The following is a 19,125-nucleotide window of genomic DNA, read 5'->3' as shown; positions in this document are numbered from 1 at the left end:
CGGTTTTTTTTTAGCTCTCTTTTGTTGAGCCGAGCGCTCTGGGCACCGGAATGGGCAGCCAGGCGCGAATCAACAGCCCACCCCGCGCGCTGGAGCCGATCTCCAGCATCCCGTTATGGTTGTCGATGATACGCTGGACGATGGCCAGGCCAAGACCGGTGCCACTGGTGCTTCGCGCACTGTCGCCACGGACAAACGGCTGGAACAGATGCTTACGCTGCTCAGGCTTAATGCCCGGACCGTCATCTTCCACCTGGAACCACGCTCGATTCAGCTCGCTCCCACTGCTGACTTTGATCCAGCCGTTGCCGTAACGCGCCGCATTCACCACCATATTGGCGACCGCGCGTTTGATGGAGAGAGGATGCATGCGAACCGGGATCTCACCGGCCTGCATTTCGGTTTCGATTTCGCGCTCATAACCACTTTCTGCTGCCACCACCTCACCGAGTACGGCGTTGAGATCCGCCTGCTCCATCGGCATCTCCTGGCCGGTACGCAGATAGTCGATGAACTGCTCGATTATCGCGTTGCACTCTTCGATATCTTTATTGATGGACTCCGCAAGATAGCCATCCTGCTCGCCCATCATTTCTGTCGCCAGACGAATACGCGTCAGTGGCGTACGTAAGTCGTGGCTGACCCCGGCCATCAACAGCGTACGGTCGTCCGCCAGTTGTTTCACCCCTGCCGCCATATGGTTGAAGGCGCGGGTCACAGAGCGCACTTCAGAGGCGCCATATTCGCGCAACGGTGGCGGAATAATTCCCCTGCCCACCTGTAACGCCGCATGTTCAAGATCGACCAGGGGTCGGTTCTGTATTCGGATAAACAGCCAGGCACCGCCTATCGCCAGTAACATGATCGCCAGCGTGTAGCGGAACAGCGGTGAGAAATCACCCTGATGGATTTCAGTGAGCGGTACGCGCACCCAGATATTGGGCGAGAGCCAGGTTTTCAGCCACACCACCGGCGAGCTCTTGTTGACCTCGACGCGCACTTCCGTCGGGCCACCCAGTTGCTGCGCCATCTGCTGGCTTAAAAACTCATAGTGTTGCGCCCAGCGCAGACCTGCGTCTTCTGCCGCTTCATCGGAGTAAAGGGAGATGCCCAGCTCGCGATAGATCTCACGCCGGAAAGCGGGAGGCACCACAAGCTGCGTGCCGTCCTCCAGTTGCAGTTTATCGGTCATCAGCATACGAACTTCGTACGCCAGAACCTTATTAAACTGCTGAAGGCTCGGCAAAATGGCAAAGTTCAGCACCACAAGGTAGGTCGTCACGAGGCTGACGAACAGCAACGTGACGATCAGCAACAGCGTGCGGGCAAAGGAACTTCGCGGCGAGAAGCGCATTCGCCTCATGCTTTAGAACCGTCCGGCACGAAGACGTAGCCCAGACCCCAGACGGTCTGAATATAACGAGGGTGTGCCGGATCTTCCTCCACCATGCGGCGCAGGCGGGAGATTTGCACGTCAATGGAGCGTTCCATCGCCGAGTATTCACGACCGCGCGCCAGGTTCATCAGCTTATCGCGGGAGAGCGGCTCTCGCGGGTGGCTCACCAGCGCTTTCAGCACCGCAAATTCACCGCTGGTCAGCGGCATCGGCTCGTCTTCGCGGAACATTTCGCGGGTACCGAGATTGAGCTTAAATTTACCAAAGGCGATCACCGCCTCTTCCTGGGACGGCGCGCCCGGCAGCTCGTTAGCCTGACGACGCAGCACCGCACGGATGCGCGCCAGCAGTTCACGCGGGTTAAACGGTTTAGGAATGTAATCGTCAGCGCCGATTTCCAGCCCGACGATGCGGTCCACTTCTTCCCCTTTTGCCGTGACCATGATGATCGGCATCGGGTTGCTCTGGCTGCGAAGACGACGGCAGATAGAGAGGCCATCTTCTCCGGGCAGCATTAAATCCAGTACCATCAGGTGAAAGGACTCACGCGTCAGCAAACGGTCCATCTGTTCGGCGTTGGCGACGCTACGAACCTGGAAGCCTTGCTCGGTCAGATAACGTTCCAGCAATGCGCGCAGGCGCATGTCGTCATCCACTACAAGAATCTTATAATTCTCTTGCATCGTTCTTACTCCCAAAGGTTCGATAGTCTTTAAAGCCTGTATTCTAAAAAAGTGCACGTCTACGACCAGTTAATTCTGGTATAAATTCTAGTCGAAATTGTTACAAAGCATATTTAACAGTAGCTTAACTGCACATTCCATCACATAAATCATTATTAATACTGTCAGTTATGCTTTGTGATACGTTAAGTGCGCCACATCAGTATGAACGTTTGTAAGGCAAGACCATGAAAACGCCCCTGATTACCCGCGAAGGGTACGAAAAACTGAAGAAAGAGTTGGATTACCTCTGGCGTGAAGAGCGCCCTGAAGTCACCAAAAAAGTGACGTGGGCTGCAAGCCTCGGCGATCGCAGTGAAAACGCGGATTATCAGTACAACAAAAAGCGCCTGCGTGAAATTGACCGCCGGGTGCGCTATCTGACTAAGTGCCTGGAAAACCTGAAAATCGTCGATTATTCCCCGCAGCAGGAAGGCAAAGTCTTCTTTGGCGCCTGGGTGGAAATCGAAAATGACGATGGTGTCCTCAAGCGTTTTCGCATCGTGGGCTACGATGAAATATTTGGACAAAAGGACTATATCTCCATCGATTCTCCGATGGCGCGCGCCCTGCTGAAAAAAGAGGTGGGCGATCTGGCGGTGGTCAATACGCCCGCCGGAGAAGCCAGCTGGTACGTGAATGAGATCAAGTACGTAAAATAGTCCGAGAGCGCCCCCCACGACTGGCATTTTGCTGTGTCAGTCCGTATAACTATCCCCTGTTTTTTTATTGCTACAGATGACAAAGCCATGATGAATGATTCGCTCTGCCGCATTATTGCGGGTGAACTTCAGGCCAGAGCCGAACAGGTAGAATCTGCCGTTCGCCTGCTTGATGAAGGGAACACCGTGCCGTTTATTGCACGTTATCGTAAGGAAGTCACCGGCGGTCTGGATGACACGCAGTTGCGCCAGCTGGAGACCCGTCTTGGCTACCTGCGAGAACTGGAAGACCGCCGCCAGGCCATTCTTAAATCGATTGATGAGCAGGGGAAACTGACGCCGGAACTGGCGGGCGCCATCAACGGTACGCTCAGCAAAACTGAGCTTGAAGATCTCTACCTGCCGTACAAACCGAAACGCCGCACACGCGGGCAGATTGCCATTGAAGCCGGCCTTGAGCCACTGGCCGACTTGCTGTGGAACGAGCCATCGCACGATCCTGAAACCGAAGCGGCAAAATACCTCAACGCCGACAACGGCGTGGCCGACACCAAAGCGGCGCTGGATGGCGCGCGTTACATCCTGATGGAACGTTTTGCCGAAGACGCCGCGCTGCTGGCGAAAGTGCGTGACTACCTGTGGAAAAACGCGCATCTGGTGTCAACGGTGGTGAGCGGGAAAGAAGAAGAAGGCGCGAAATTCCGCGACTATTTTGATCATCACGAGCCGATCTCCACCGTGCCGTCACACCGTGCGCTGGCGATGTTCCGCGGGCGCAACGAAGGCATTCTGCAACTCTCTCTCAACGCGGACCCCCAGTTCGACGAGCCACCGAAAGAGAGCTACTGCGAACAAATCATCATTAACCATCTGGATCTGCGTCTCAACAACGCTCCGGCAGACAGCTGGCGTCGCGGCGTGGTGAGCTGGACGTGGCGCATCAAAGTGCTGATGCATCTGGAAACCGAACTGATGGGAACGGTTCGCGAACATGCGGAAGACGAAGCGATCAACGTCTTCGCCCGTAACCTGCATGATCTGCTGATGGCCGCGCCAGCCGGGCTGCGCGCCACTATGGGCCTTGATCCAGGCTTGCGCACCGGCGTAAAAGTCGCTGTGGTTGATGGTACTGGCAAGCTGGTGGCCACCGATACCATCTATCCGCACACCGGTCAGGCAGCGAAAGCGGCAGTGGTGATTGCGGCGCTGTGCGAAAAATACAACGTTGAGCTGGTGGCGATCGGCAATGGTACCGCCTCCCGCGAAACAGAACGTTTTTACCTCGACGTTCAACAACAGTTCCCGAAAGTGAAAGGGCAAAAAGTGATCGTCAGCGAAGCAGGCGCGTCCGTCTATTCGGCGTCCGAACTGGCGGCGCTGGAGTTCCCGGATCTCGACGTGTCGCTGCGTGGCGCGGTTTCTATCGCCCGCCGTTTGCAGGATCCGCTGGCCGAGCTGGTGAAAATCGATCCGAAATCCATTGGCGTCGGCCAGTATCAGCATGACGTCAGCCAGTCGCAACTGGCACGCAAGCTGGATGCGGTAGTCGAAGACTGCGTGAACGCCGTGGGGGTTGATCTCAATACCGCCTCCGTGCCGCTGCTCACCCGTGTGGCGGGCTTAACCCGCATGATGGCGCAGAATATCGTCGCCTGGCGTGATGAAAACGGCCAGTTCCAGAATCGTGAGCAATTGCTGAAAGTCAGCCGTCTGGGGCCGAAAGCATTTGAGCAGTGCGCGGGCTTCCTGCGCATCAACCACGGCGATAACCCGCTGGATGCCTCAACCGTTCACCCGGAAGCCTATCCGGTGGTGGAACGCATTCTGGCGGCCACCCAACAGGCGCTGAAAGATCTGATGGGCAACAGCAATGCGCTGCGTAACATCAAGGCAGTGGATTTCACCGATGACCGTTTTGGTCTGCCTACCGTCACCGACATCATCAAAGAGCTGGAAAAACCGGGTCGCGACCCGCGTCCGGAGTTCAAAACCGCGAAGTTTGCCGACGGCGTGGAAACTATGAATGATCTGCTGCCGGGCATGGTGCTGGAAGGCGCGGTCACCAACGTCACCAACTTTGGCGCGTTTGTTGATATCGGCGTTCACCAGGATGGTCTGGTGCATATCTCCTCGCTCTCCGACAAGTTTGTGGAAGATCCGCATACCGTCGTCAAAGCGGGCGATATCGTGAAGGTGAAGGTGCTGGAAGTCGATCTGCCGCGTAAGCGTATCGCATTGACCATGCGTCTTGATGAGCAGCCGGGCGACAGCAACGCACGTCGCGGCGGCGGCAACAACCCGCGCGATCAGGGTAACCGCCCGGCGGCGCGCCCCACAAAACCGCGCGGTCGTGATACTCAGCCTGCCGGTAACAGCGCCATGATGGATGCACTGGCTGCGGCGATGGGTAAAAAGAAATAACGGAAAAAGAAATACGCCCTCTTAGTAATAAGGGGGCTAATTATTTTAAAAGCGGTTTAAAGCTGTAATATATTCTTAGTTGCCCACTCTCAAATTATTTTTTTCACTTCGTTAACATCCGCAATAATATTTAAACAATTCTTAACCATGGCAAAGATTGAGCGATGTCAAACTTCGCGTTAATTATTCCCCTTTAGTTCATTCCGTTACATTTTATAGATTGAAGATAAAAATCATTCTCATTATTATTGTGTTGATGACAAAATGACCGCCATGGTTATTGGTTTGCGAATATAAGTAGGCCCTATGCGATACATCCCAGACAGTGCGTGGAAAATTACCGGTTTCGCTCGTGATATCAGCCCGGCTTATCGTCAGAAATTACTCTCACTCGGTATGCTGCCCGGTTCTTCGTTTAATGTGGTTCGCGTCGCCCCTTTAGGCGACCCCATTCATATCGAAACGCGCCGCGTTAATTTAGTTTTACGTAAAAAAGATTTAGCTTTCCTCGAAGTGGAAGCGGTTTCCCGTTAATTCGGTTTGTAAAAACAACGAGTTCGCGAATGAAAAAACTCACGATTGGCTTAATTGGTAACCCAAATTCGGGTAAAACCACCCTGTTTAATCAGTTGACCGGTGCGCGCCAGCGCGTGGGCAACTGGGCCGGCGTCACCGTCGAACGTAAAGAAGGCTCCTTCTCCACCACCGACCACCAGGTCACGCTGGTTGACCTGCCGGGCACTTATTCGCTGACGACTATCTCTTCACAGACCTCACTCGACGAGCAGATCGCCTGCCACTACATTCTCAGCGGCGATGCCGACCTGCTGATCAACGTGGTCGACGCCTCTAATCTCGAACGCAACCTCTACCTGACGCTGCAACTGCTGGAACTCGGCATTCCCTGCGTCGTGGCGCTGAACATGCTCGATATCGCGGAAAAGCAAAAGGTCCGCATTGATGTCGATGCGCTCTCTGCCCGTCTCGGCTGTCCGGTCGTCCCGCTGGTCTCCACCCGCGGTCGCGGTATTGATGCGCTGAAAATGGCCATCGACCGCCATCAGGGTAATGCCGATCTGGAACTGGTGCATTATGCCGAGCCGCTGATACGCGAAGCGAACAAGCTGGCGCTGGAAATGGCGGTGGATATGCCGGAAAAACAGCGCCACTGGCTGGCGCTACAAATGCTGGAAGGCGATATCTACAGCCGGGTGTATGCCGGTGATGCGGCAGAAAAACTGCCTGTCGCCCTCGCCCATCTGCAGGATTCAATGGATGATCCGGCACTGCACATCGCCGATGCGCGTTACCAGACCATCGCCGCAGTATGCGACAGCGTGAGCAACACGCTGACTGCCGAGCCGAGCCGTTTCACCGCCGCCGTCGATAACATTGTCCTCAATCGTTTCCTTGGTTTGCCGGTTTTCCTGTTCGTCATGTACCTGATGTTCCTGCTCGCCATCAACATCGGCGGCGCGTTGCAACCGCTCTTTGACGTGGGCTCGGTGGCGATATTTATTCACGGTATTCAGTGGGTCGGCGCCACCCTGCATTTCCCGGATTGGCTGACCATTTTCCTGGCGCAGGGTCTGGGCGGCGGTATCAATACCGTCCTGCCGCTGGTGCCGCAAATCGGCATGATGTATCTGTTCCTCTCTTTCCTTGAAGACTCCGGTTACATGGCGCGCGCAGCATTCGTGATGGACCGCCTGATGCAGTCGTTAGGGCTGCCCGGCAAATCGTTCGTGCCGCTGATCGTCGGCTTCGGGTGCAACGTGCCGTCGGTAATGGGCGCACGCACGCTCGATGCGCCGCGTGAGCGTCTGATGACCATCATGATGGCGCCGTTTATGTCCTGCGGTGCGCGACTGGCGATTTTCGCTGTCTTCGCGGCGGCTTTCTTTGGGCAGCAGGGCGCACTGGTGGTGTTCTCGCTGTACGTGCTGGGGATTGTCATGGCGATCCTCACCGGCCTGATGCTGAAACACACCATTATGCGCGGCGAAGCGTCGCCGTTTGTGATGGAACTGCCGGTGTACCACGTGCCACATCTGAAGAGCCTGGTCATTCAGACCTGGCAACGCCTGAAAGGCTTCGTGGTGCGCGCCGGTAAAGTCATTATTGTGGTCAGTATTTTCCTCAGCGCGCTCAACAGCTTTACGCTGAGCGGTAAAGCGGCGGACAACATCAACGACTCCGCCCTCGCGTCCGTCAGCCGGGTGATCACGCCGCTGTTCAAACCGATTGGCGTTCATGAAGACAACTGGCAAGCCACCGTGGGTCTGTTCACAGGTGCCATGGCGAAAGAAGTGGTCGTGGGGACGCTGAACACGCTCTACACCGCCGAAAACATTCAGGAAGAAGCGTTTAACCCTGCTGAGTTTAACCTGATCGACGAGCTGGGCGGCGCAGTAGGCGAAACCTGGCAGAGCCTGAAAGACACCTTCAGCCTGAGCGTGCTGGCCAACCCGATCGAAGCCAGCAAAGGCGACGGCGAAATGGCGACCGGCGCGATGGGCGTGATGAGCAACAAGTTTGGCAGCGCGGCGGCGGCTTACAGCTACCTGATTTTCGTTCTGCTCTACATCCCATGTATTTCGGTGATGGGTGCTATCGCACGTGAATCGAGCCGCGGCTGGATGGGCTTCTCCATCATGTGGGGGTTGAACATTGCGTACTCGCTGTCGACGCTGTTTTATCAGGTCAGCAGTTTCAGCCAGCATCCGCAATACAGCCTGGTCTGCATTCTGGCAGTGATCCTGTTTAATATTCTGGTGCTTGGCGGCCTGCGCCGCGCACGCAGCCGGGTGGATGTCAACCTGCTGGCGACCCGTAAGACGGTAGCGTCCTGCTGTGAAAGCCCGGCGGGCGACTGCCATTAAGGAGATTGTATGGCATCGTTAATCGAGGTTCGTAACATGCTGGCATTACAGGGGCGGATGGAAGCCTCACAGCTCAGCGACCGCCTGCACACGCCACGGGCGATGATCGATGCGATGCTGGGCCGACTGGAAGCGATGGGCAAAGCTCAGCGCATTCAGGAAGAGCCTGACGGGTGTTTAACGGGGAGTTGTAAAAGCTGCCCGGAAGGGAAAGCCTGCCTGCGGGAATGGTGGGCGCTGCGCTAGCAAACGTGCGGGTCTCAGGACCCGCATTTTTTTAATTACTTATACACATCCGCCGTGGCGCGAACATTTTTCTCGCCTTTATCCGCAGAAGTAATCACGTAATATTTGCCACCCAGCTCATCCGCTTTCTGAGACAGCTCTTTGCGTGCATCCATCGGTGCCGTGGTATCTGACGTGGAGATCGTGCCGACCTTGGTCAGATTCTGCGAGGCGATAGTGTCTTTCGCTTTATCTTTTTCAATCTCCTGGGCCGCAAAGGCACCAAAAGACAGTGAGCCAATAACCAGAGATGCAACAATACCTGAAATCAGTTTCATAGATTTTTACTCTCCATAAAGTTTGTTATTTTTGTGCCGCTGTCCTGCTATCACCCAACGGGTCACCTCAGCGTCATGGAAAGTATTAATGCAATGTGACAGATTTTCCAGGTCACATTTCCATTCAGGCAATATTTTGTTTTAAATTCAGTAACACATGACAGAATTCGTCCGGGTGTGAAATAAATGGCGCATGGGCGGCCTTCGTAAAAATATACGACTGACTGTCCGGCCACGCCGCATCCAGCAGCGGCACAATTTTGCGCGGTACCAGCCCGTCCAGCCGGCCATAAAGACGCAGAAACGGCAGCGACAGCGCGGCGAGCGGCTCACGTAAATCGACGGTTTTCAGGATCTCCAGACCGCCGTCCAGCACCGCTTCTGATGGCATCGGCAGCGAAAGCACCGCGCTTTTCAGTTTGCGTGCATCCTGGCGGGCGCTTTCGGTGCCCATCGTCTGCAGGGCGAGGAAACGCTCAACAGTACGCTGGAAGTCATCCCGCAATTGCTGCTGAAACCCGCTCAGCACGTCTGGTTTGATCCCCGGCCAGTCGCCTTGTGCACCAAAACAGGGTGATGAGGCTACCGTAACCAGCGCCAGCACGCGCTCCGGGTGTGTTAACGCTACCTGGCTTGCCACCAGCCCGCCCAGACTCCAGCCGAGCCACAGCGCCTTTTCCGGTGCCATAGTAAGCACCTGTTGCGCCATATCATCGAGGGACATCACACCTGCATTCCGGCTGCGCCCGAAGCCGGGCAAATCCACAAGATGAAGCGTGAAATGCGTGCTTAGTTCCGGCGTAATGCAATCCCAGACCTGGGCATTCAGTCCCCATCCGTGCAGCAGCACAAGATGACAATTTCCTTCGCCTTTGGTTTGCCACCAGATGTCGTTCATCAGTTACTGTTCCCACTTCACAACCACGAGGTGGACTATGCTAACAGCCCATAGCTTATGCTGGCTATGTCAAATGCCGCTCGCGCTGGCGCACTGGGGGATCTGCTCGCGCTGCGCCCGGACGCTGTTCTGCTCGCTGCCATTATGCCCCCAGTGCGGGCTGCCCGCGGCGAACGCGGCGCTGCCCTGCGGGCGCTGTCTGCAAAAAACACCACCGTGGCAACGGTTGATTGCGGTGAATGATTACGCGCCGCCGTTGAGCCGTCTTATTCACCGACTGAAATTCAGCGGCAGAGCGGAGCTCGGCGTGGCGCTGGCGCGTCTCCTTCTGCTGCGCGTCCGGCAGCAGGGCCTGGTAAAAGCGCCGGACCTGTTGATGAGTGTCCCGCTCTGGCAGCGGCGCCAGTGGCGGCGCGGATTTAATCAGAGCGATCTGCTCTGCCAGCCGCTGGCGCAGTGGTTGCAGTGCCGCTGGCAGGCGAATGCCCTGCGCCGTCGGCGTGCCACACCAGTGCAGCATCACCTTTCAGCGCGATTACGGAAACAAAATCTGAAAAATGCCTTCCAGCTTGAATTCGCCGTCAACGGACTCCATATCGCTCTGGTAGACGATGTCGTCACGACCGGCAGCACTGTTGCTGAGATTTCCCGCCTGCTTTTGCGAAACGGCGCAGCGAGTGTTGAGGTATGGTGCCTGTGTCGCACCTTGTAGACCCCTGCTAAGGGGGGTATTATACCCTGGTAAATTAGTCAACTATTAGGCCAACGCTATGATCCGTATTTCCGATGCTGCCCAGGCGCACTTTGCTAAATTACTGGCAAATCAGGAAGAAGGGACACAAATCCGCGTATTTGTGATTAATCCCGGCACTCCTAACGCTGAATGCGGCGTATCTTACTGCCCGCCGGATGCGGTGGAAGCAACTGACACTGCCATTAAATTCGAACAGCTGACCGCGTATGTCGATGAGCTGAGTGCTCCTTATCTTGAAGATGCGGAGATCGATTTCGTTACCGATCAGCTAGGTTCTCAGCTGACGCTGAAGGCGCCGAACGCCAAAATGCGTAAAGTCTCTGATGACGCCCCGCTGATGGAGCGCGTGGAATATTTGCTGCAATCGCAAATCAACCCGCAACTGGCCGGGCACGGTGGTCGGGTGACGCTGATGGAAATCACCGACGAAGGCTATGCAATCCTGCAGTTTGGCGGCGGTTGTAACGGCTGTTCAATGGTCGACGTCACGCTGAAAGAAGGGATCGAAAAGCAACTGCTGAATGAATTCCCGGAACTGAAAGGCGTTCGTGATCTGACCGAACACCAGCGCGGCGAGCACTCTTACTACTAAGTTTTCTCTCGCTTTTTGCCCGGTGGCGCGATGTTACCGGGCAACTTCCCACCTGCCTGCCCCCGTTTTCTTCCCTGTCATAATATGACCTGCTTCGCATAATTCACATTTTGATCGCCAGGGTCATTCTCAACAGGTGGATGTTACCCGTATCATTCGCCCCACGCGCTACTGAAAGAAAAATAGCCAACTATCCTTTTCGGATGGAACGAAATCTGAAGCAGCGCCGGAACAACTCTGTTTCTCGGTGGGACAATTGGACATTGTCATTGAAACAACGACGTTACCCATAACAAATTAAAGGTCAGGTAAATCATGCCATTAGTCATCGTTGCTATCGGTGTTGTCTTGTTATTACTGCTGATGATCCGCTTCAAGCTGAACGGATTCATCGCGCTGGTGCTGGTGGCTCTCGCCGTCGGTTTAATGCAGGGCATGCCGCTGGATAAAGTGATCGGCTCCATCAAGGCCGGTGTCGGCGGAACGCTCGGTAGTCTTGCACTGATCATGGGCTTCGGCGCTATGCTCGGTAAGCTGCTGGCGGACTGTGGCGGCGCTCAGCGTATCGCCACCACGCTGATTGATAAATTCGGTAGAAAACACATTCAATGGGCCGTGGTATTAACCGGTTTTACCGTCGGTTTCGCGTTGTTCTATGAAGTCGGCTTCGTGCTGATGCTGCCGCTGGTGTTCACCATCGCCGCCTCTGCCCGCATTCCTCTGCTGTATGTTGGTGTACCGATGGCTGCTGCGCTCTCCGTCACGCACGGCTTCCTGCCGCCGCACCCGGGTCCAACCGCTATCGCAACGATTTTCCATGCGGATATGGGGAAAACCCTGCTGTACGGTACGCTGCTGGCGATCCCGACTGTGATTCTGGCAGGTCCGGTGTATGCCCGTTTCCTGAAAGGTATCGATAAGCCAATCCCGGAAGGTTTCCACAATCCGAAAACCTTCCGCGAAGACGAAATGCCGAGTTTCGGCGTGAGCGTCTGGACCTCGCTGGTGCCGGTGGTACTGATGGCGCTGCGTGCGGTCGCGGAAATGCTTCTGCCGAAAGGCCATGCGATTCTGCCTTACGCTGAGTTCTTCGGCGACCCGGTGATGGCGACCATGATTGCGGTGCTGATCGCGGTCTTTACCTTCGGTCTGAATCGTGGTCGTTCGATGGAAGACATCAACGACACGTTGGGCGCGTCCATCAAAATCATCGCCATGATGCTGTTGATCATCGGCGGCGGCGGCGCTTTCAAACAGGTGCTGGTCGATAGCGGCGTGGACAAATACATCGCTTCTATCATGAACGAATCCAACGTGTCTCCGATCCTGATGGCGTGGTCCATTGCCGCGGTCCTGCGTATCGCGCTGGGTTCGGCAACCGTTGCGGCGATCACCGCCGGTGGGATTGCCGCGCCGCTGATTGCCTCTACTGGCGTCAGCCCGGAACTGATGGTTATCGCGGTCGGTTCCGGTAGCGTGATTTTCTCTCACGTGAACGATCCAGGCTTCTGGCTGTTCAAAGAGTATTTCAACCTGACTATCGGTGAGACGATCAGGTCCTGGTCGGTACTGGAAACGATTATTTCCATCTGCGGCCTGGTAGGGTGTCTGCTGCTGGGAACGGTAGTGTAAGCGTAAAAAAGCCGGGCGGCGCTTGCGCCTGCCCGGCCTGTTCGTCATTTCTTACTGGCCGCCTTTCGGCGTTTATCCAGATCCTTAATCAGCCTGTTCACCTTTCCATCGGCAAACATCGCTTCCAGCGTCGTGGACAATTTGCGCCGCCAGTTGCGGTACTGATAGCTGGTGCCGGGAATGTTGACCGGCTCCGCCATGTCCAGCCAGTCTTCTGGCTGTAATCCAAGTAGCGCGCTGTTGCTGTCAGCGATATAACGCTGCATGGCACGGTTGAGCGTCGGCGTCATCGCCATCATTGACGCCTTATGCCCGGCACGTTTCGGTAAACACCCGTACTTATGCAACGCATCCAGCATGGCTTGCTTCGCCTTCCCGCGATCCAGATACAGGCCGTTCAGGATCACTTCGTCAGGATAGAGACCCAGCGTGTTGCCGAGCGTCAGATCACCGCTTTCCCAGTAGCCACGCAGCGTCGGCAGATCATGCGTTGTCGCCACTGCCATCGACTGTTCCGGATAGGCCTTCGGTGCGCGAAAGCCCTTCTGATAGTCATTTTCGAAATAGAGCACTTTGTAGGAATAGACGCCGCTTTTGCGCAGCTTACCGACAATCTCCACCGGCACCGTACCGAGATCTTCGCCGATCACCATGCACTGGTGACGTTTGCTCTCCAGCGCCAGAATCGACAGCAGATCGTCGACCGGATAATGCACATAAGCACCGTAATCCGCCGTCTCGCCGTAAGGGATCCACCACAGACGCAGCACCGACATCACGTGATCAATACGCAGCGCACCGCAGTTTTGCATGTTCGCCCGCAGCAGCTCGACAAATGGCTCATAAGCCCGCGCAACAATGACATGCGGATCCATCGGCGGCAGACCCCAGTTTTGCCCCAACGGGCCGAGAATATCCGGTGGTGCGCCCACTGATGCCTTCAGACAGTAGAGTTCGCGGTCGCACCAGGTTTCTGCGCCGCCTTCCGCCACACCAACGGCCAGATCGCGATACAGCCCGATGGGCATGTCGTGACGCTGGCATTCGGCCCAGCAGGCGGCGAACTGCGTGTAAGCCAGCCACTGCAGCCAGAGATAAAAATCGATGTCATTAGCATGCTGCTGGCAGAATATTTTCACCTGCGGGCTGTCGATATCCCGCAGTGTTTCCGGCCATGCAGGCCAGCCCCAGCGCAACGGATCCGCTTTCGCCTGTTGTTCATGCAGGGCGTCGTACGTCGCCTGCCAGTACAGGCTTTCCCCTTCGCGCTCCACAAACAGGCGAAAATCCGCCATCTGTTCGTCGTCACGCGTGGAGAAGTGTTCCCACGCCATGCGCAGCGCCGTCATTTTCAGCGCCGTCACGGCGGTGTAGTCCACCCATTCCGACTCACAGGCCGCTTTACGCGCCTTTTGCGTCGCCGGCCGTTTCCACCAGGCCTGTGCGGCTTTGCTGAGGTGAAAATCCTCTACCGCGTTAACGTCGATGTAAATCACGTTCAACCAGCGGCGGGAAGAGGGGCTATAGGGGCTGGCGCTTTCCGGGTTTGCCGGATAGAGCGCATGAATCGGATTGAGGCCGATGAACGACCCGCCCCGGCGGGCAATTTCCGGCAGCATCGCTTTCAGATCGCCAAAATCACCAATGCCCCAGTTTTGCTCTGAGCGCAGGGAGTATAGCTGTACGCACGATCCCCACAGTTTTTTCCCCTCCTTCAGTGGCTGCGGTTCGTAGCAGCGCGCAGGGGCAATGATGATGCGGCAGTGCCAGCGATTGTTATCCTGCAACAGCGTCAGCGTGTGGTAGCCTTCCGGCAGACGACCGGGCAGCGTCAAGGTTTTCCCGGCCACCGCCAGCCCCTGATGCTGTTTTCCGGATTCGGTGGTCAGCAGCCAGTCGAATTCCCCTTTTCCTTCGACAATCAACTCTGCTTTTTTGCCAAAAGTAAAGACTTTAACATTAGGCACAGGGGTGACCGCCACAACTGTGGCGGTGGTGTGATGCATCGCATCCAGCAGGCGCTGCTTGGTGTCAGCGCCAATAGATTGCGGTTTACCATGCGCATTGATATAGCTGGGGCTGATACCCGCCGCCAGCGCGGCTTTATCAAGGCGTTTACTCTCCATAGGCCTGTCCTTAGCGTTTTGCCTGCCAGATACGTTGCTGATAATCGCGGATCGAACGGTCAGAACTGAACATGCCGCAGCGCGCGGTGTTCAGGATCGCCGCTCGGGTCCAGGCTTCCTGGTCACGATAAAGCTCATCGACCTGGCGCTGCGCTTTCACATACGCCTCAAAGTCCGCCAGCACAAGGTACGGGTCATGGCCCTGTTTACCGAGGCTGTGCAGCATCTGATCAAACGCGTGCTTGTCGCCGCCGCTGTACTTGCCGCTTTCCAGTTCTTTGAGTACGGCATCAAGCAGCTTGTCTTTCTTACGCCATTTCAGCGGATCGTACCCTTTGGCCTTCAGCGCTTTTACCTCTTCCACCGTGTGACCGAAGATAAAGATATTCTCCTCACCCACCACCTCAGCGATTTCGACATTCGCGCCATCCAGCGTGCCGACGGTCAGCGCGCCGTTCAGCGCCAGCTTCATGTTGCCGGTACCGGAGGCCTCTTTGCCTGCCGTGGAGATCTGCTCGGACACATCCGCCGCCGGGATCAGCATTTCCGCCGCCGAGACACAGTAATCCGGCAGGAATACCACTTTCAGCTTATCGCCCACCAGCGGATCGTGATTGATCGCTTCCGCGACCTTGTTGATCGCAAAGATAATGTTCTTCGCCAGGTAGTAGCCTGGCGCGGCTTTTGCGCCAAACAGGAACACGCGCGGCACGCGGTCAGCTTTCGGGTTCTCGCGGATCTCTTTGTACAGCGCCAGAATATGCAGCAGGTTCAGGTGCTGGCGTTTGTATTCATGCAGTCGTTTGATTTGAATATCAAAGATCGCCTGCGGATTGATCTCAATGCCGGTACGCGCTTTCACAAATTCAGCGAGGCGCACTTTGTTGGCCTGCTTAATCTCGCGGTACTGCTTGCGGAAACTCGCGTTATCGGCGTGTTTTTCCAGCGTAATCAGCTTGTCGAGATCGTTCGCCCACTCTTTTTTCAGCGTCTTATCCAGCAGCGCTGCCAGCGCCGGGTTGCACTGCTTGATCCAGCGGCGCGGGGTAATGCCGTTGGTGACGTTGTGGAACTTGTTCGGCCATAACTGGTGATATTCCGGGAACAGATCCTTCACCACCAGATCAGAGTGCAATGCCGCCACGCCGTTGACGGCAAAGCCGCTCACCACGCACATATTCGCCATCCGCACCTGTTTGTCATGCACCACCGCCAGTTTCGCCCATACCGCCTTGTCGCCAGGCCAGGTTTTCTCCACCAGTTTCTTAAAGCGGGTGTTAATCTCATTGATGATCTGCATGTGCCGCGGCAGCAGCGCCTTCACCAGCTTCTCATCCCAGGTTTCCAGCGCTTCCGGCATCAGGGTGTGGTTGGTGTACGCAAAAGTTTTGCTGGTGATCGCCCAGGCGTCATCCCAGCTCATCTGATGTTCATCGAGCAGAACACGCAGCAGTTCCGGGATGGCAATCGTCGGGTGCGTGTCGTTCAGTTGAATGACTTCAAACGCCGGCAATTGCGCCAGTTTGCGGCCCGCCAGATGATGACGGCGCAGGATATCCGCTACCGAGCAGGCGCACTGGAAATACTGCTGCATCAGGCGCAGCTTTTTCCCGGCCTGATGGTTGTCGTTCGGATAGAGGACTTTGGTCAGTTTTTCCGCATCGATCCCCTGCTTTTCGGCACGCAGGAAATCGCCGTCGTTGAATTTCGTCAGGTTAAACGGATGGGCGTGCGTCGCCTGCCACAGACGCAGCGGCTGCGCGACGCCATTGCGGTAACCCAGCACCGGCAGATCCCAGGCTTCACCCACGAGGGTAAATTCCGGCTCCCAGCGCCCTTTAACCACTTTACCGCCGATGCCGACCTGCACGTCAAGCTGCGCATTGTGGCGGAACCACGGGTAGCTACCACGATGCCAGTCGTCCGGCGCTTCCTTTTGCTGCCCGTCGTCGAACGACTGGCGGAAAAGACCGTACTGATAGTTCAGGCCATAGCCTGTCGCCGACTGACCGACCGTCGCCATAGAATCCAGGAAACAGGCCGCAAGACGCCCCAGACCGCCGTTACCCAGCGCCGGATCAGTCTCTTCTTCAAGCAGGTCACTCAGATTGACATCAAAGGCGCTCAGCTCGTCGCTGACTTCCTGATACCAGCCGAGATTGAGCAGGTTATTGCCCGTCAGACGACCGATAAGGAATTCCATCGAAATATAATTCACGTGACGCTGCCCTTTTACCGGCTTCACCACGGGATGCGCCGCCAGCATTTCTGCCAGTGCGCCGCTCACGGCCTGCCACCACTGATGTTGCGTCATGTCGCTGGCGGCCTGTAAACCAAAATGCTGCCACTGACGCGTCAGTGCAGCCTGAAATTGCGTTTTGTTGAACGAAGGCTGAGACATAAATGAATCCGGGTCCTTGTAAGATACATTAGCGTTAGTGTGCCTGGCCTACTCTGTAACGTCCTCATCCTGGCAGGGATTAGGCAGGGAGGAGTAGCAGGGATGAGCAAAAAGTGTGATCGTAACCACTATAAAGTTAGCCGCTGGCGTTGTCTCTGACCACGTATTACTGCATTGATTCACATTCCACTGGCATTATCGCGTGCTTCATACGAAACAAAATATTGAAACGGGAAATAAACGGGAGCAAACTTGAATATCCGCTTCAAATATATATATCTCACATGAATAAGTCATAAGGAAATAAGATGGCGCATTTATCATGGATGTCACTAAAAGGCACATCCCAGGGCGTTATTTCGACAAATTGCGGTTCCAGGAACTCGATTGGTAATAAATCGCAGACAAATCATCTCGATCAAATAATGATTTATGGACTTAATCATCGAACGACGCGTGAGCAAAATGTCTCACACCATGAAGTACAAATCATCAAGCCTATCGATCGCTCATCCCCCTTACTTAACAAAGCGATAAACGACAATGAAACGCTGGAATGCGAAATTGAACTTTACCGGGTCAACCCGATGGGGTTACAGGAAGCCTATTACAAAATAAAATTATTCAAAGCTCATATATCTGACATTTCAACTATCGTCCCCCACAATATTATTGAAAGTGGAAACGAAGCACAGGAACGCATTTCTTTAGTGTATGAATCAATAAGCTGGGAACACTGCATGGCCAGTACCAGCGCCTACAGTTTATGGGATGAGCGCGTCTTTTAATCAGCAAATTCATATAAGGGGGGAATATGTTTTTACGCAATTCATCCTTCGGCATTGAAACCTGGCCTTCAATGAATCCATTACAACGTGATATGGCTTTCATGAATGGAAATTTTATTACTCAAAGCCACGTGATTATGTTGCTCACTCTCGAAGAGGCAGAGCAAGTGGTGGACGACCTTCTCGGCGGAGTGGATAAGTTTTTTTCTTATAAAGCAGCACCAGGGAATATCAAAGACGGACTCGATGCCTTTCGCAATCTGTCAAAACTCACGACATGGTACAACCCCGCGCAGGAGTTAGTATTCAATTTTAAGGCGCTAAAAATCAAAGCGATTGAATACAATGTAGGTGGAAAGTCATACATAAAAATCACCGGGCACGCGGGTCTCAGACGTATTCTCACCGGTACTCGGTATGGTGCCAGCCATCCACAAATGCTGGAAATGGCCATTGGCCAACGCGGTATGTCTTACAGCATTATCAATGGCACAAAATATTGTATCTATTTTTCGCTTGCCTGGCGGGCGGTGGAACTGATCTTTAAATCGGATTACCATCTGGTGGATTTTCTGGTGGATATTACCATGGACACCGCGAAGATTGTGGTGTCGAGCGTGGTGATTGGGGTAGTGGGTGGGATTCTGACGCTACTTAGTGCTCCTGTTGTTGCGACAATAGTGATTCTCGTGCTCATTGGGCTTGGACTTAATAGCGGATTAAATTATCTTGACGATCAATTTAGCCTATCAGCAACGTTAAAAGCAAAGATCCGGGAGTTTTATCATCTACATGGCGTGGGTACGTTTAATAATACATACGAACTGCAATATTTGTTTTGATTCTGGAGTGTGTCGAATGCTTAAATTACGCATTATTTTTGCTGTTCTCTTTACATTTATTTTTTTAGTTTTTCTGTTATTCGGTGCAGTATTGCAAGATTTTATTTCCTTGATCAAAATGGGTGATATTATATCTTATGACAAAACCTGCATATTGATTAGCGGTATACCTGCGATTTTTTATTTATTAGTATTCTTGCTTTTTGCTCTTTTCCAAAAAGATGCTTTTCATCGCGGACACAAATTAATGAGCAACAGTTATGCTATTCTCTTCATTCTTATCCCACTACCCTTTGGGTTTATTGGGAATATTATCGTTCCTTTTATCCTGATGGCAAATTCCTACACCAACTGCCCTCAGGATAATCTGAGTAAATATTACGTAAAAGATGTCGCATTGTGTGAAAAAATAAAGCGCAGCGACTTTTTTTGAAACGCCATCGCGG

Annotated in this window: 17 protein-coding genes; 11 read left to right on the top strand and 6 right to left on the bottom strand. The window is 54.5% G+C overall.

Annotated features, from left to right (window positions below):
* Positions 1-10: 10 nt before the first annotated feature.
* Together envZ and ompR are read right to left on the bottom strand one after the other, a co-directional pair.
* Entirely contained in the window at positions 11-1,363 is a 1,353-nt protein-coding gene (gene envZ, locus QMG90_RS01305; protein WP_283282418.1) for a two-component system sensor histidine kinase EnvZ, read from the bottom strand.
* On the bottom strand, positions 1,360-2,079 hold the full coding sequence (gene ompR / locus QMG90_RS01300) for an osmolarity response regulator transcription factor OmpR (RefSeq protein ID WP_001157751.1): 720 nt from the start codon (positions 2,077-2,079) through the stop codon (positions 1,360-1,362). The genes envZ and ompR overlap by 4 nt, the downstream gene beginning before the upstream one ends.
* A 227-nt stretch (positions 2,080-2,306) precedes the next feature.
* Between ompR and greB the strand changes: the two genes are divergently transcribed.
* The 5 genes from greB (at position 2,307) to feoC (ending at position 8,329) form a co-directional block, all read left to right on the top strand.
* Positions 2,307-2,780 carry a transcription elongation factor GreB gene (greB, locus tag QMG90_RS01295; protein ID WP_283282417.1) on the top strand — a complete coding sequence of 158 codons (474 nt, stop codon included), beginning with the start codon at positions 2,307-2,309 and terminating at the stop codon, positions 2,778-2,780.
* A gap of 87 nt (positions 2,781-2,867) precedes the next feature.
* Positions 2,868-5,201, top strand: a complete 2,334-nt coding sequence (locus QMG90_RS01290; protein WP_283282416.1) for a Tex family protein — start codon at positions 2,868-2,870, stop codon at positions 5,199-5,201.
* Between the two features lie 306 nt (positions 5,202-5,507).
* Positions 5,508-5,735 carry a ferrous iron transporter A gene (gene feoA / locus QMG90_RS01285; protein WP_283282415.1) on the top strand — a complete coding sequence of 76 codons (228 nt, stop codon included), beginning with the start codon at positions 5,508-5,510 and terminating at the stop codon, positions 5,733-5,735.
* A gap of 29 nt (positions 5,736-5,764) precedes the next feature.
* Positions 5,765-8,083, top strand: coding sequence for a Fe(2+) transporter permease subunit FeoB (gene feoB, locus QMG90_RS01280; RefSeq protein WP_283282414.1), 2,319 nt, complete (start codon positions 5,765-5,767; stop codon positions 8,081-8,083).
* A gap of 9 nt (positions 8,084-8,092) precedes the next feature.
* Positions 8,093-8,329, top strand: a complete 237-nt coding sequence (gene feoC, locus QMG90_RS01275; protein WP_283282413.1) for a [Fe-S]-dependent transcriptional repressor FeoC — start codon at positions 8,093-8,095, stop codon at positions 8,327-8,329.
* A 35-nt stretch (positions 8,330-8,364) separates the two neighbouring features.
* Here feoC and QMG90_RS01270 read toward each other — a convergent pair whose 3' ends face one another.
* Positions 8,365-8,646, bottom strand: a complete 282-nt coding sequence (locus QMG90_RS01270) for a YdgH/BhsA/McbA-like domain containing protein (protein WP_283282412.1) — start codon at positions 8,644-8,646, stop codon at positions 8,365-8,367.
* 124 nt (positions 8,647-8,770) lie between these two features.
* Positions 8,771-9,544 (bottom strand): pimeloyl-ACP methyl ester esterase BioH, encoded by a 774-nt coding sequence (gene bioH / locus QMG90_RS01265; RefSeq protein WP_283282411.1) that lies wholly within the window; start codon positions 9,542-9,544, stop codon positions 8,771-8,773.
* Positions 9,545-9,581: 37 nt separating this feature from the next.
* Here bioH and gntX point away from each other — a divergent pair, with 37 nt between their 5' ends.
* The 3 genes from gntX to gntT all read left to right on the top strand — a co-directional run bounded on the left by gntX (position 9,582) and on the right by gntT (position 12,522).
* Positions 9,582-10,256 (top strand): DNA utilization protein GntX, encoded by a 675-nt coding sequence (gene gntX, locus QMG90_RS01260; RefSeq protein WP_283282410.1) that lies wholly within the window; start codon positions 9,582-9,584, stop codon positions 10,254-10,256.
* A gap of 58 nt (positions 10,257-10,314) precedes the next feature.
* Positions 10,315-10,890 (top strand): Fe-S biogenesis protein NfuA, encoded by a 576-nt coding sequence (nfuA, locus tag QMG90_RS01255; protein WP_283282409.1) that lies wholly within the window; start codon positions 10,315-10,317, stop codon positions 10,888-10,890.
* Between the two features lie 315 nt (positions 10,891-11,205).
* Positions 11,206-12,522 carry a gluconate transporter gene (gene gntT, locus QMG90_RS01250; RefSeq protein ID WP_283282408.1) on the top strand — a complete coding sequence of 439 codons (1,317 nt, stop codon included), beginning with the start codon at positions 11,206-11,208 and terminating at the stop codon, positions 12,520-12,522.
* A 44-nt stretch (positions 12,523-12,566) separates the two neighbouring features.
* Here gntT and malQ read toward each other — a convergent pair whose 3' ends face one another.
* Both malQ and malP read right to left on the bottom strand, forming a co-directional pair.
* On the bottom strand, positions 12,567-14,648 hold the full coding sequence (malQ, locus tag QMG90_RS01245) for a 4-alpha-glucanotransferase (RefSeq protein ID WP_283282407.1): 2,082 nt from the start codon (positions 14,646-14,648) through the stop codon (positions 12,567-12,569).
* 10 nt (positions 14,649-14,658) lie between these two features.
* A complete protein-coding gene (gene malP, locus QMG90_RS01240; RefSeq protein ID WP_283282406.1) occupies positions 14,659-17,049 on the bottom strand; it encodes a maltodextrin phosphorylase in 2,391 nt (796 codons plus the stop codon).
* A gap of 308 nt (positions 17,050-17,357) precedes the next feature.
* Between malP and QMG90_RS01235 the strand changes: the two genes are divergently transcribed.
* Genes QMG90_RS01235 through QMG90_RS01225 form a run of 3 tightly spaced genes read left to right on the top strand, consistent with a single transcriptional unit; the run spans position 17,358 to position 19,112 of the window.
* On the top strand, positions 17,358-17,837 hold the full coding sequence (locus QMG90_RS01235) for an Hcp family type VI secretion system effector (RefSeq protein WP_283282405.1): 480 nt from the start codon (positions 17,358-17,360) through the stop codon (positions 17,835-17,837).
* A gap of 26 nt (positions 17,838-17,863) precedes the next feature.
* Positions 17,864-18,679, top strand: a complete 816-nt coding sequence (locus QMG90_RS01230; RefSeq protein WP_283282404.1) for a hypothetical protein — start codon at positions 17,864-17,866, stop codon at positions 18,677-18,679.
* A 16-nt stretch (positions 18,680-18,695) separates the two neighbouring features.
* Positions 18,696-19,112, top strand: coding sequence for a DUF1240 domain-containing protein (locus QMG90_RS01225; protein WP_283282403.1), 417 nt, complete (start codon positions 18,696-18,698; stop codon positions 19,110-19,112).
* Positions 19,113-19,125: the final 13 nt, after the last annotated feature.

It is taken from the genome of Trabulsiella odontotermitis (genome assembly GCF_030053895.1).
GTDB classification, from domain to species: Bacteria; Pseudomonadota; Gammaproteobacteria; order Enterobacterales; family Enterobacteriaceae; genus Trabulsiella; species Trabulsiella odontotermitis_C.
The sequence above is the reverse complement of the archived record's forward strand: the minus strand, read 5'-3'. Positions and strand labels throughout refer to the sequence as shown.